Below are 12959 nucleotides of genomic sequence, written 5' to 3'. Positions count from 1 at the left end.
ATATTATTATTTCCTTGTACACTAAATAAATATTTTATATATTAATTCAATATATATTGGTGACGAATAGATATTGTTCAGTTCCAACCAGGAACTATCAAAATATAGAGAATATATTATTGAATTTTATAAATAAACATTCTTACTTAATGTATTAACCGTCCACACTAATTTTGCTTTAGTCTTAGGTTCGTAAGCTTCCTTGATAGAGCGATAATTCAAAAGTACTCAATATAGGCTACATCCCTCCCGGGAAGGGCGAGGGTTCCCCCCCAGAGGGTTCATAGTTCCCACCATCGATTCGGGATTACATCTCTCATTTGGTGGGCAGTCGAGGGGCTCAGAGAAACACTCCCATTTGGACAGAGTGGGTAGGGGACTTTCATTTCTTGGCTCTAGTCCCTTGAAGGAAAAGGAAGATGATGGTTGCTCCTCCCACAGTCCCCTTAAGCCCTCAATCGAGCTGGGGAGGAGCATCGTTAGCGTCAGTAAAAGTTTTTAAAAAAAAAAAATTTAAACCTTTTATAAGGGGGGTATCCATCCCCGCCTTAAAAGGCGAGGCTCTCCGCCCCCTTAACCCCCTTCTCTGTAAAGATAAAAAACAATAGGACAAATATCTGATGGCATTTACTCAGAATTGGTTTATAAATTATATAAAGCTTTTAATTAATTTACATAAAAAGAGTAGTTTTAGTAACATGGTTTACTAGAAGTAAATGAGAGATTTTATATTTTGCCTTTTTTAAGGATAACCAGATGAAGTTAAGAGTATCAAACATAGGAGGTATTACGGAGCCTCTAGAACTTGAAATAATGCCAGGCGTGATGTCTTATGAGGCTCCTAATGCATATGGAAAGACTTCACTAAGTAAGTCATTAATATCTCTCTTAACAAGCTCTATAAAGCCTGAAGATCTTCTCAACGTTTTTAGTGACAACGGAGAAATAGAGTTGATCGAAGAAGACAATACATATTATAGGAAAATAAAGAGAATAAAAGGAAAAATTACAGAAGAGAGACAGCTCCTGATGGACGACGATAGGGCACTTCTACTTTCATACTTCTCTCCTGAGAACAAACTTCTAGTACAAGTTTTAGCTGGAGAGGATAATGTAGAATGGTTTATATCTACTACATCGAAAATTAACGAAATAAAGGCTAAAAAAGAGGAATTAGAAAAACTACTAAATGATGCAAAGAACGCCAAGGACGAAATGCAGAAGAATTACAACATTGCGATAGAGTTACAGCAGAGATTAGTAGCCATAGATAGACAGATCGAAAAGTTAGAAAAGGAAAAAGAAACTGGATCAACAATTATTTCCAATACAGTTCAAACTATAAATATAACGAGGCAAAATAAGCTAGATGAAATAAACAGCAAGATCAACGTTAGAAGGGAGGAACTAGAGAGGACAAAGCAGAAGTTAGAAAAAGCGGAAGCGGAAATAAAGGAAAAGGAATCTAAACTAAAGACGGAAACTAAGCAAGAAATTGAAAAGGAATTGAAGAAAATTGAGGAGGAACTGAGGAGTCTTACTTCGAAGAGGTCTGAATTAGAAATAGAGCTGAAAGTTTTAGAAAGAGTTTCAGAGGAAATAAAGGAAGCTGATCAACGTCATGCATCTTCTTGCTATGTCTGCGGAAGTCACGTAGATCCAGAAACATGGAAGTCCAGATCTGAGGTGATTTCAAAAGAACTCTCTAGTAAAACCAATTCGCTTGAGAGCCTAAGAAGCGAAATAGTGAAGCTAAACAACAAGAAGCAAGAACTGGAAATAAGGCTAAAGGACTTTGACAGGATGGAAAATGAAATACTCGAACTAAAGAACAGCTACGACGCATTAAAAACAAAGATAGACACGTTACAATTCCAGATCCAAGATCTTGAAAGGCAAAAGAGAGAGATGGAAGAAAAGTTCAACAGAACTGGAGAAGGAATAGCTGGAATGAAACTCTCTCCCATAGATGAAAGAATAAACGAATTGAAGAAAAAGAGAAGCGAAATTATATATGACTTACAGAACTTAGGAGTACCGACTTTAATTGCAGAAAAGATATCCCAAAAGGAGAGAGAAATTCAAAATTTGTCCGAACAAATAGATAAATATACAGTAGATTTCATGAAGAGGCTTAGATCAGCCAAGGAAGAATTTATGAGAATTTCCAACTTTATCCTGAAGGAGATGGAATTTAACCTCAATGCGGAAATAACTGATGATAATAAACTTGTAGTCAAGAGAAACGGGGCTGACCTTGATATAAAGAAGCTGTCATCATCCGAGAGAACAACTATCGCACTTATCTTGATAATAAGCGCACTAAAGAGCTACTTCCAGACTCCTTATTTCGTTATAGACGAATCCGCAATGACATTTGATCAGAAACGTTACGAAAAATTACTTAAAGTTCTTACAGGAATATCTAAATATGTGATAGTAACGAGAAGTAGCGAAAAAATTAATGTTAGGAAGGCGACCAAGGAACTTCGAGCCTCTTCATAAGAATTTTATTTAAGTCAGTTTTTACCGCATCCTGAACTTGTTCTGGAATGCTATCAATAGTGGAAAACCATCCGACAGCTGCAGTCATTCCAAGTTCCTCGGCTCTCTGTTTCAACCATAGGGCAACTGCCAGTCCCGCCATTGTCGGTTTGAAAATCACCATAGAAGGCCCTATAGAGGAACTAGATATTTTTATGGAATGCTTAGAGATAGTTTTCCATCTTGTTTTCGTTATTATTCTCACTAATTCCTTTGCCCTTTCCCTTTCCCCTATCGCGTAAAATATTATCATAAATAGAAGAAAGTTGCTACCTTAAAAAAAGTAATCCGACTGTATTAGCCTGAACCAGTTCCACAGTTACAATATCCATATTCATCAATTTCTGAGCCACAAACTGGACATACATATCCACTGCCTTTAACCTCACTAGCATTCTTGCCGTACTGCAAGTAATGTTGGTCTAGAAGAGAATTAACCAGATCCCTTATTGATACTATACCCTTAATTCTTCCGCTTTCCTTATCCATTATAGGTAAATGTCTAATCCCGTTTTCAATCATTATTAACAACGCGTCTTCTATTGAAGTATCTTCTGTTATACCCTTTACTTGCTTAGTTGCATAAGCTTCTACTGGCTTATTTATGTCGTTATTACTAACTGCCCTAGTAATATCCCTTTCAGTTAGTATACCTATTACCTCATGTGAGTCACCTTCAACGATCAAAGAACTAATATTATTTTCCCTCATTTTCTTAGCTGCATCCCTAACTGTAGCGTTTTTGTTAATCGAAATGGGAGCCTTGTTGGCTATTTTAATGACTTCCAATAACATAGTATGATTATCTTCGTCAATAAATTAAAGCTTTATTCTATAAAAAAGCTCTAACCAGATATAAACTGATAAGCCTTAACTTGTTCAGGGTCAACAACTATTAGATAACTGTGGAGTATCCCAGAATTGTACTCGCTCCCAGGATTGAGAACTAAAGTGTTTCCAATCCTGTCAAAACCCCTAGACTCATGAATATGACCGTGAAGACCTAGAAGAGGCGACGTTTCCTCGATAATTTTCCTTACCGATTTAGAACCAACGTGAGACATCTGAATCTCTCCTCCTTTAACTACAGGTTTCAGATCTTTATCCAAAAGTGGTGCGTTATCAAGATTAGTGAAGTATGGAGGTGCATGAATGTTATAAATAGCACCTGAAGGATTCGACAATTTATCTGTTATTTCCTTTAGATCTCTGTATATATCTTCTTCAGGCTTCTCCCTGAACGTGTTCCACGGTGTAGGATTAACATAGCCATATGAGAAGAACTCGTGACCTTTGACATCAAATATTTCCTTCTCTCCTACCTTGAATCTTTGACTTTCCTTCAGGACATCGAACATGTATTCCGGATCGTCATTGCCCAAGTTAACGAAAATGGGAGTTTCTAATCCCTTGTATTTTTCCTCTGCAATTTCAATCCATCTTCTAAGTGTACCCTTAATTGCTACTCTGAAATATTCATCCTGTTTTTTAGGGTTAGCCTTAGCTTCTTCTACCTCTTCTCTCGTCATCAAGACATAGTAAACCCCAAAATCTTCCATGGACTTTTTAACCTTAGCTATACCTTGTTCGTCGTATACGTTCCCATCAACTTCGAACTTGTTGTTCCCCATATCAACTATTGGCTTCAGGCTCTTTCCTGCCAAGTCCCCACCTATAACTAGGACATCGACAGAGTACATTAACCCAGCATTTAGAAATTTCCTGTAAGTTACGTACGATGCATGAAGGTCCGACGCAAACAGTATCTTTATGGGTTTCTCGTTCTTCTTCTCTATCTTGTCCCTTTTCCTGAAGAAGATCACATGATATTTCGTACCACATGATATTTAAAGTTATAAATACTAGATGCTAATGTTTGGTGTGAAGCCCAAATGTTAATTATTGTGATGATACGGCACGGGCAGAGCGTATCTAACGTGAACAGAATACTTAGCCATGATCTCAACGCATATCCACTTACTGAAGAGGGAAGGGAACAAGCAAAACGGGTTGGTAAGGAAATTTCTAGGCTGTCACCAAAGAAGGTTTTCACGAGTCCGATCCTGAGAGCATATCAAACAGCCACGATAATTGGAGAAGAAAACGGATTAATACCAATAATAGACGATCGCCTAAAGGAAAGATATCTAGGAGAGCTCAATAATAAACAGTTTGAACCTAATGAACATTGGAAATTAAAATTAGCTAAAAAAGAGATAGAAATTAAAGGAATAGAGAACTGGGATTTATTGAGGAGAAGAATTAGAGAGTTCATCAATGATTTGAGAAGAACTGAAAATGGAGTAATAGTAGCTGTAAGTCATTCTGACCCTATAAGAGCAGCAATATCTGACATGATGGACATGGATGATGTATCTGCTTGGGGCATAAAGATTCCAAATGGGAGTATAACAACCTTAAGCTGTGATGATGAATGCAACATATTAACGATAGGAACTCCATTCTTTACTCAACAAGTTCTAGACAGACTCAAAGAGAAGATCCAGGTCACTCAATGAGTTCTTGATTCTTGCTAAAGTGTTTTTATTTACGTCATTAAATACTACCTTATGAATTTTTTCCTTAGAATTTAGAACGGTCTGCCTAATCACGCTCTCGTCAAGCGATTTAACATAATGCTTAGAGACTATATGACCTAAACAGGATTCTGTAGTCATGGATGAAAATGTATAAGCGTAATGTGGACCACCGAAGCCTATGAAGTTATCCTTGCACTGAGTTGGCGAATCGATTCCCCTCATTACAGCATCTACAAGTTTCTTCACTAGCGATTCGTTACTCCATAGTTCCTGTGAACTTCCTAATTCAGCAAAGATTATGGGGGTTTCCAAGGTAGGTCCGTGATGGGTGGCTTCAAAAACTTTATCTATATTTACATCTATTTTTAGAATCTGCCTATATATTGATGTAGCCAAACTTGGAAAAGAAATTCCAAGCGTTCTAGGTCTTCCTCCCATTGTACTGTCTAATGGGTTACCAGGGTAATGGACTGTTAAAGACGGTTTTCTGGAAGAGCTTTCATGTCGACATATTACAACCAACGGCTCGCTTCCAGTGTAAGTAAAATCTATAACGTCACCGTCTAATTCCTCAAAGGCGTAGCCTAGCCTTTTGACCGTAAGCCCTACTTGATCCTTTAGAGATATAGCAATTTTCGTCACTCTGCATCCCTACGCTCCCAATAACTTTATTCCTTCTCTAGCTAAATATGGGGCTAAGGCGAAACCGAACTTATAGCCAGTCAGCAGTACTGCGTTACTGGAGACCTTCTTTATCAACGGTTTTCCGTTTGTTGACACGGTCCTAAAACCTGTTAAAACGGACAAGGTAGAGGTGTCAATTCGTAGGAACTTAGAAATTATGGAAACTGTCTCCCTCAGTTCGTCGTAGATAACCGAAGGATCTTCAGTGTTTACTGAATCTCCATTCAAGTAAAGGTCTCTTCCTTCTACTGCAATTCTATTTCTGCTTATTAAAATGCCGTTAAGCCCTACCTTTTTAGTCCTTATTAGATGACCCTTAAATAAGGATATATCCTCATGGAACATTTTTTTAGTTAAAAAACCCGTAGAAAATATAAAATATTTAGCAGATATCTCTCCCTTGTTAGTCTCTAATGATTTAATTGAATTACCATCATAATTTATCCTTAACACTTCCGTTCCTGTTTCAACGTTTAAGACATCTTCCATTCTTGTAAAGAACTCACTTCCTTCTACGAACATGCCATTCTCAAACATTTCAGCCTTGTCAACGTCAAGCTGGGGCTCGAAAGTCCTTACTTCATTCTTGCCAATTAGTTTCCCCTTACCCGTGAAATCATCAAGTTTAAGTATATGGGTCTTTTTGCAGAAAACTCCTAAATTGAAACAGACGTCATCATAATCCTTCTCAGAAGCTAAGCATAAGTCTTGAAATTCGCCACAAAGAGGAGGCATAATTGACCACAGACTAGACAAGGAATTCTTACCTATGCTTTTCTCTTTCTCCACCAGTAAAACGTCGTCCTTCTTCATGAAGGCAGACCATACTCCAGTTATCCCTGCACCTATAACCACTAAGTTATACATGTCTTCTACTAGTTACATCGAAAATTATTAACGCTTATATCCACTTTTAGCCTATACATGTATTATGTATACTAAATAAAAAAATAAATTTATATTATATTTCAATATTTTAGATGCATTTAGCTACATCTGATAAAAACTTTATTATGTTACTGACCTTAGTTTAGAGTATGACCCAAGAAGAAAAAGACCCAGAGCTAGAAAAGCTTCTTAACGAGAAACTGAAAGGCATGACAAATAAGGTGGAAGGAGAAGTTATGCATCTAGATTCAAAGACCTTCGATGATTTCCTGAAAACTCACAAGATAGCAGTAGTTGACTTCTGGGCTGAGTGGTGCGCTCCATGTATAATGCTGGCACCGATCGTTGAGGAATTAGCCTCAGATTATCCTCAAGTGGGATTTGGAAAACTCAACTCAGACGAGAGCCCTGACATAGCTGGGAGATATGGAGTGTTCAGTCTGCCTACTATACTATTCTTTAAGAATGGAGAACCCGTAGACGAAATAGTGGGAGCTGTTCCACGTGAAGAAATTGAAAGAAGGCTAAAGTCTATTTTAGGTGGAATGTAATGAAGCCTATACTGCTTGGCATTGACAGCTTGAGCTATAGTAGCTTCCTGAAGTGCAACCCAAGAGTTTTGGGAACTCTCTTTGGAAGTACATACAGAGGAGTGGTAGTAAACAAGGATTCAAAGAAACCATTCGCTGCATGGGCGAAAGTACTAGGCATGAAAGAGATTCCGCAAAGCTTCCTTAACGACCTAAAGCCAGAGTCCATTCCATTAATAGAACAAACTAAAGCTATACCTATCAACATACCTATAACTAATCCTAGCATGGGAGAGGTCAGCTTCTCGATCACGGAAGCTGACCTTGATGAAGAATTAAAAGCAGTTGGAGATGCTATACTGGAAAATGCAAAGAACAGACCAGTAATCGCGAGCATTACATCTTTTGAAGTCATGTTAAGTAAGAGTGAAAAATGTGGACTTTATTCTAAGATTGATTCCTTCCTCGGGAAGGTTTTAAGTAAGGCTGATGACTTCATTCTCTTTTCTCCTTATGGAGAACCAAAGGGTGGAAGCGTAGAAGATTACGGAATATTCTTAGCGTCTGTACCTAGACCTTCAGAACATGAAACCGTAAAGCTCGAAGAGATAGGTTCCTTATTTAACAAATTAGTAAAAGGAGAAGCATTTTATTAGAACTATTTTTTACTTGTTTCGAACTCTTGATTACATTGGTATAAACCTATCAAGAATCAGATAATAAAAATAATTATTTTAGCATAGAAATAAATAAAAAGACTATATTAGTTTTTAGTTCATATAAAAAGCTTTTATTATAAAGGTGGAGCTGCATGAAAAGGTACGTTAAATGCGGAGTTTACTAGCATCCTGCTGTATATTATTTTAATCTTAGAAAATAAGGGATTTATGATAAAGTTAGCTCTTGGTTTATCAAATACGTCAAATCTAAGTAAGCCAGCAACGCCTCCACCATGGAACATACACAAAATGCCTTGTTTGTAATAAGGTCTTTCTATTCCTTTTAACTCTTTAATTATTGTTGACACGGCATTCTCAGCTGCTATCATGGCTCCTCTAGCTGTTCTCGCTGGCACCATTCCTTGAGCCAGGTCTCCCACAGCGAAGACATTCCTGAACGACTTTGTTCTAAATGAGGGTAATTCAACTGGAACGTAATATGTGTCATCTGAGAAAACCTTCGCTACCACCTCTGGAGCGGAAAGCCTTGGCAGAATTGACACGAAATTCGCCTCTATTTCCTTTCCATTTTTAGTTACAACTTTATCCTTCCTTACTTCCGCAATCGAATCGCCTTTTACTAATTCTATACCTTGCTTCTCAAAGAACGAATTAGCTTGCTTTGATATATTCTCAAGGGGGAGCATGCCGAACACGCCCCTTGGACTTTGGGTTATCAAAGTTACTCTACCCTTAATTTTTCTCCTTATTATTTCATTCTTAACTATGAGAGCTAATTGATAAGAGGGACCTTCAATCGGACTGTTAGCAAAGTTCCCTATAACGGCGTCAATTTCATCCGCTTGTCCAAGCCTTTCCTTAATCTTCAGAAAGTCTGAAAGAGGATGATGCATGAAAGCAAACTGATTTCCTGGTATCTTGTAAAAGTTCTCCTCATAAGCTCCACCGAGGGCCAATATCAAGTAGTCATAATCGAACGTCCCTTTACTGGTCTTAACCTCGTTAGATTGGGGGTCTATTCGTTGAACTTCTGCCTCAATGAACGAGTTACCTTTTAATTCCATAGCTTCCTGTGCATCAAATTTCGTATCTTCGACATTTACATCGTTAGTTAACAGAGCCGGAAAAATGGTATTTTCATAAACTGTCCTGTTCCTTGAAATTACAGTAATTTTCACATCATTTACGTATTCTCTTAGACGATGAGCTACTGTTAATCCTGCATAACCTGATCCTAGAACGAGAACTTCCATGTAATCACCCTAGAAAAGGATATAAAGCTAAAATCACTGGCTGTACGTATAAAGCAGTCCTAGATATTAAGCCTTTAGTTATATGCCCTACTGCACCAAGTCCTCTTTTGCTTTCTTTATCATGAAACACTATGTCTGTGGCTTCGCCTAACTCTTTCCCCTGAATCATTAGACTGGAGACTTCCTCAGGTAGGGTAAAATAGGAAGATGTGGCAAGGTTTTCTCTCCCTTCTTTTGATACGCAATGCACCACGGCAAAAGCCATGACCATTCCTTGTCTAATACATACTCCTCCTTCTATACCTATTCCTATATCGCCAGAAGCTAGCTCAATTGATCTTATAGCCCTATTTCGAGCTCCCACAAAGGTATCGTTGCAATAAGGTTGTAGCGGAACCCCACTATCAACTTCAACTCCGATTACTTCAGCATCGATGCCCATTAACTTAAGTGCTTCCATAACTGCATTGACCTTTACCTTATTTTTACTACCGACTGTAACCAACATTTTTTATCTACGAGATAAGGTTCATTTTATGGTAACAATAAAAGTTGGTGCATTGGCAGACTCAGGAGATTTGTATCCTTTCATACCTCTGATTGAAGGGAAGGTAAAGCCAGATGGATTTAATTTAGAGTTTGAGGTTATACCCACTGTTCAAGATATTAATGAGTTGGTTTTAAAAAGAGAGGTAGACGTTTCAGTACCATCAGCAGCAATGTATCCTTACATTCAGGATTATTATTACATCATGGGAAATGCCGTTGCCTCCGCAACAGATGGAATAACGGGGATGCCTGTCCTTGCTGTGAATAACCTGAAGAAAGAGGACCTTAAGAACTCAAGATTAATCGTTCATGGACCTAATACAACAGCTTTCACCTTATACAAGTTATTAATCGGACGATACAGTAAGCTTGTCATAGTCCGCAGAGTGTTAGATGAAATGAAGGCATTAGGAAGGGAGGGCGACGTACTGGTAGCTGTCCATGAAATCAAAATGATGTATGCCATGAAAAAATTGGGCATAAAGGCGGTTCCAATTACAAGCATGTGGGACATGTGGAAGAACATCTCAAACGACTCACCTATGCCAATGGGAATGGTTGTTGTAAACAAAGACTTAGGAAAGGACCTAGCAATCAAGTTCAAGGAAACCTATGAGAAAAGTAAAAAGTATGCTGAGAAACACCTAGATGAGGTCATACCTAAAGATGTACAAATAATGAGAGAAGCTCAGGGTGCTGATCTAGAGGAGGAGATAGTCAGAAAAACAATCTGGGCCGATATTCAAGAATACAACGTACCCTTAGAGCAGGTTAGAAGAGGTTTAGAGACATTTTATAGATTAACCGAAGAAAAGGCTATCCTTCCTAAAGTAAAGGAGATAGAACTAATCTGACTTTATGTCTTAGTTTCTAGTATATATAGATTAAGTTATTACCTAACTTTTTCACTTTGAAAAAAGTAAATAATGCATTTACATTTATAAAGACAACCATCCTACTGACCTTTCAGTTCCCGTTTAAAAGGTTCTAAGCTGAAACTATCTGACGATTTGATAGGAAAAACACTTCTTCTCAATGGGACTATTTTTATTTCTACATTAGCAATATTATCTAAAGAATTTACAATTTTATACACCTTCTTCCTTATTTTGTAGGCTTCTTTCAGCGTCATACTGCTGGGTAGACCAATAACCAATGACACTGAATAAAATGACCCTACTTTTCTAATGGAAGCTGACAGAACTTTAACGTTAAGTTTCTTTACCTTGTCAACCACTTGTTTCCTAAGTGGAGTATCTATTGATGCACCCATAAGCGAAAGCACTGCCTCCTTAAGTTCTCTAGCTGTATCCAAAGTTACGAAACCTACTATTACCAATACTATTCCTAAGGTAGCAAAGTAATTATTAAGAAGTAACATGAAACCGCTAACAAGCTCAGTAGATATATCTAATTTACTGTGAGCTATATCTGATCTTACTAGACTAATCCAACTGTATTTTCTCTCGGCTAAAAAGATGAAAAAGGTAGCAATTGCAGGTAGCCATGTGAATATGGCTAACCATCCTGGGATCTGGGATCCTCCAGTGTCTTTGACTACACTAATAATTAAATCCAATGATAGAAATAGAACTATAATTGACGCCAATAGAATGCCTAAGCTCTCTAAATTATATTTGCCATACGGAAATCTCTTAGATCGTTTGTAAACTATTCTCAGCACTATCGAATAAAAAAACGCTGAGAAAGTATCAATAAAACCGTGATATGAGTCAGCTATTAGAATGAATGACCCATACCACGAGCCGAATACAAATTCAACTAAAGACAAAGGAAGAAGGAAAGCTCCCATAAATAGAAAAATTCGGGAGGCTGAATTTAGACCCTTTAACGAAATCAATGTACATCACCTCACTCGACACCTCAATGTCGCCATAATATATGCAACTATACATAAAAGGATTTCCGGCTAATTGAATTCATGATTATTTTAAGACATATTCCTTTTCGTCCAGGAGAAATATTTTCGTAAAAACTAAAAAAGTTATAATAAAAAGTTAACTTTTGGTCAACATAACGTCCTTTATCAAAGCGAAGGGGACTCTGGTTGGCGTTTCGACCTCCCACCACATCTGTTTGTAAGTTGTTTTCGATAGTTCTACCAAATTTTTAATTATTACAGATAATTTATCAGATATCCTAACTCTTTTGACTCTACCTATGGGCTTACCGTTCTTGTACGCAATAACGGCATCTCGACCAACGGTGGAGAACTGACCTTCGTAATAGTTCTGTAACCTAGTATACCAATTATTGTTAAAGAATATCACGTTACCATCAGTCAAGGATCCCTCATCCGCGTCCCCACCGTCAACCTGCAATGACCATGGCTTAGGATCTACCCAACCAGCGTTGCCAGTAGATTTTTTGTTGAATTTTTTTGCTAATGAGTTATTAAAAAGAAAAGTCCTCAGAACGCCGTGCTCTATTATCGGTTTATTGTAAGTTAAGGTTCCCTCGTCATCAAAGTTATAGCTACCTACTAGATCGTTTTTAGCCATATCCCAGAGAGTAAACTTTTCAGAAGCTACAATATCTCCCTCTTTGGATTTAGCTAAAAACGACATGGAAGACATTATGCTATAAGCAGATGACATCAAGCCTATTATTTCCACTAAGTTAGCTAGAACCATAGGGGATAAAACTATATCATGTTTTCCTTCTTCAATCTGAGCTTCTCCATCTATTGAAGCGTACTCTTTTGATTTCTTAACTGCCTCTATTATCTCAGATTCATTGAAAATGGAGGATACGTTGGACCATTGACCAGATCTTCCCTTATCTATGCTCCTGAAATAACTCACATTAAAACTTCTAGTTTCGTCGCCTTGGAAACCGTAAGAGGTAAAGACCCTTTTCCTAATCTTCACTAAATTTAAAGTACCATATAGAGGCATTTCTGCAGAATCAAGTATTTTTTCCACTAATTTGTTAGGTTCTTTAAGATAATATTCTAATTCTTTATCAGAATAGTCTACCTTGATAGTTCTGTCATTATTGGATATTATAGGTGTCATATCAGTTGGCTCTAGTAAATTTAACTTCTCGTTTAGAGATTCTAGGTTAGTATCCATTTCATGAATTGTTGAAAATGTTGTTGTTAAAAACTTATTTTTCCTAGAAAGCAATAAAGAAACTGGACTGGTTTTCCATCTTTGAACAACAGTAACTTTAGAGTCTGCGAACTTTATCATCGTTGACTTATTATCTAATAAAATTAGACTAAACGAATCACAACTTTTTCTAAGCTTATCTAGTACTTTGTCCATC

Annotated in this window: 15 protein-coding genes; 5 read left to right on the top strand and 10 right to left on the bottom strand. The window is 37.4% G+C overall.

Going from position 1 to position 12959, the window contains the following annotated elements; translation table 11 throughout:
* Positions 1-228: 228 nt before the first annotated feature.
* Positions 229-489, bottom strand: coding sequence for a hypothetical protein (locus RQ359_RS08285; RefSeq protein WP_457921268.1), 261 nt, complete (start codon positions 487-489; stop codon positions 229-231).
* Positions 490-756: 267 nt separating this feature from the next.
* On the opposite strand from RQ359_RS08285, the gene RQ359_RS08280 reads away from it, so the two are divergent.
* Positions 757-2505, top strand: a complete 1749-nt coding sequence (locus RQ359_RS08280; protein ID WP_156016919.1) for an archaea-specific SMC-related protein — start codon at positions 757-759, stop codon at positions 2503-2505.
* On the opposite strand, the gene RQ359_RS08275 is transcribed toward RQ359_RS08280, so the two are convergent.
* From RQ359_RS08275 to RQ359_RS08265, 3 genes are read right to left on the bottom strand one after another with little or no spacing between them, the layout of a single operon-like run.
* The gene (locus RQ359_RS08275) at positions 2468-2797 is read right to left on the bottom strand and encodes a hypothetical protein (protein WP_054838347.1); all 330 of its coding nucleotides are present in this window, start codon (positions 2795-2797) and stop codon (positions 2468-2470) included. The genes RQ359_RS08280 and RQ359_RS08275 overlap by 38 nt on opposite strands.
* Positions 2798-2841: 44 nt before the next feature.
* Positions 2842-3339, bottom strand: coding sequence for a CBS domain-containing protein (locus tag RQ359_RS08270; protein WP_054838348.1), 498 nt, complete (start codon positions 3337-3339; stop codon positions 2842-2844).
* A 50-nt stretch (positions 3340-3389) separates the two neighbouring features.
* Positions 3390-4367 carry a metallophosphoesterase family protein gene (locus RQ359_RS08265; protein ID WP_054838349.1) on the bottom strand — a complete coding sequence of 326 codons (978 nt, stop codon included), beginning with the start codon at positions 4365-4367 and terminating at the stop codon, positions 3390-3392.
* Between the two features lie 69 nt (positions 4368-4436).
* Here RQ359_RS08265 and RQ359_RS08260 point away from each other — a divergent pair, with 69 nt between their 5' ends.
* Positions 4437-5063 (top strand): 2,3-diphosphoglycerate-dependent phosphoglycerate mutase, encoded by a 627-nt coding sequence (locus tag RQ359_RS08260; protein WP_156016921.1) that lies wholly within the window; start codon positions 4437-4439, stop codon positions 5061-5063.
* On the opposite strand, the gene RQ359_RS08255 is transcribed toward RQ359_RS08260, so the two are convergent.
* Together RQ359_RS08255 and RQ359_RS08250 are read right to left on the bottom strand one after the other, a co-directional pair.
* Positions 5025-5726 carry a D-aminoacyl-tRNA deacylase gene (locus RQ359_RS08255; protein ID WP_054838350.1) on the bottom strand — a complete coding sequence of 234 codons (702 nt, stop codon included), beginning with the start codon at positions 5724-5726 and terminating at the stop codon, positions 5025-5027. The genes RQ359_RS08260 and RQ359_RS08255 overlap by 39 nt on opposite strands.
* A gap of 9 nt (positions 5727-5735) precedes the next feature.
* A complete protein-coding gene (locus RQ359_RS08250) occupies positions 5736-6635 on the bottom strand; it encodes an NAD(P)/FAD-dependent oxidoreductase (protein WP_156016922.1) in 900 nt (299 codons plus the stop codon).
* A gap of 170 nt (positions 6636-6805) precedes the next feature.
* On the opposite strand from RQ359_RS08250, the gene trxA reads away from it, so the two are divergent.
* Together trxA and RQ359_RS08240 are read left to right on the top strand one after the other, a co-directional pair.
* On the top strand, positions 6806-7207 hold the full coding sequence (trxA, locus tag RQ359_RS08245; protein ID WP_156016924.1) for a thioredoxin: 402 nt from the start codon (positions 6806-6808) through the stop codon (positions 7205-7207).
* The gene (locus tag RQ359_RS08240) at positions 7207-7842 is read left to right on the top strand and encodes a hypothetical protein (protein WP_054838354.1); all 636 of its coding nucleotides are present in this window, start codon (positions 7207-7209) and stop codon (positions 7840-7842) included. Before trxA ends, RQ359_RS08240 begins: the two co-directional genes overlap by 1 nt.
* 137 nt (positions 7843-7979) lie before the next feature.
* Here RQ359_RS08240 and RQ359_RS08235 read toward each other — a convergent pair whose 3' ends face one another.
* Together RQ359_RS08235 and RQ359_RS08230 are read right to left on the bottom strand one after the other, a co-directional pair.
* Complete coding sequence (locus RQ359_RS08235; protein WP_054838355.1) at positions 7980-9119, bottom strand: NAD(P)/FAD-dependent oxidoreductase; 1140 nt, start codon at positions 9117-9119, stop codon at positions 7980-7982.
* Positions 9120-9123: 4 nt separating this feature from the next.
* Positions 9124-9627, bottom strand: coding sequence for a DUF84 family protein (locus RQ359_RS08230; protein ID WP_054838356.1), 504 nt, complete (start codon positions 9625-9627; stop codon positions 9124-9126).
* Between the two features lie 28 nt (positions 9628-9655).
* Between RQ359_RS08230 and RQ359_RS08225 the strand changes: the two genes are divergently transcribed.
* Complete coding sequence (locus RQ359_RS08225; RefSeq protein ID WP_457921159.1) at positions 9656-10522, top strand: menaquinone biosynthesis family protein; 867 nt, start codon at positions 9656-9658, stop codon at positions 10520-10522.
* Positions 10523-10623: 101 nt separating this feature from the next.
* Here RQ359_RS08225 and RQ359_RS08220 read toward each other — a convergent pair whose 3' ends face one another.
* Positions 10624-11529: a cation transporter gene (locus RQ359_RS08220; protein ID WP_156016928.1), complete on the bottom strand. Its 906-nt coding sequence runs from the start codon at positions 11527-11529 to the stop codon at positions 10624-10626.
* Between the two features lie 157 nt (positions 11530-11686).
* Positions 11687-12958 carry a TldD/PmbA family protein gene (locus tag RQ359_RS08215; protein WP_156016930.1) on the bottom strand — a complete coding sequence of 424 codons (1272 nt, stop codon included), beginning with the start codon at positions 12956-12958 and terminating at the stop codon, positions 11687-11689.
* Between the last annotated feature and the right edge of the window lies 1 nt (position 12959).

The organism is Sulfuracidifex metallicus DSM 6482 = JCM 9184 (assembly GCA_032834875.1).
In the GTDB taxonomy this organism is placed as follows: Archaea; Thermoproteota; Thermoprotei_A; order Sulfolobales; family Sulfolobaceae; genus Sulfuracidifex; species Sulfuracidifex metallicus.
The sequence above is the reverse complement of the archived record's forward strand: the minus strand, read 5'-3'. Positions and strand labels throughout refer to the sequence as shown.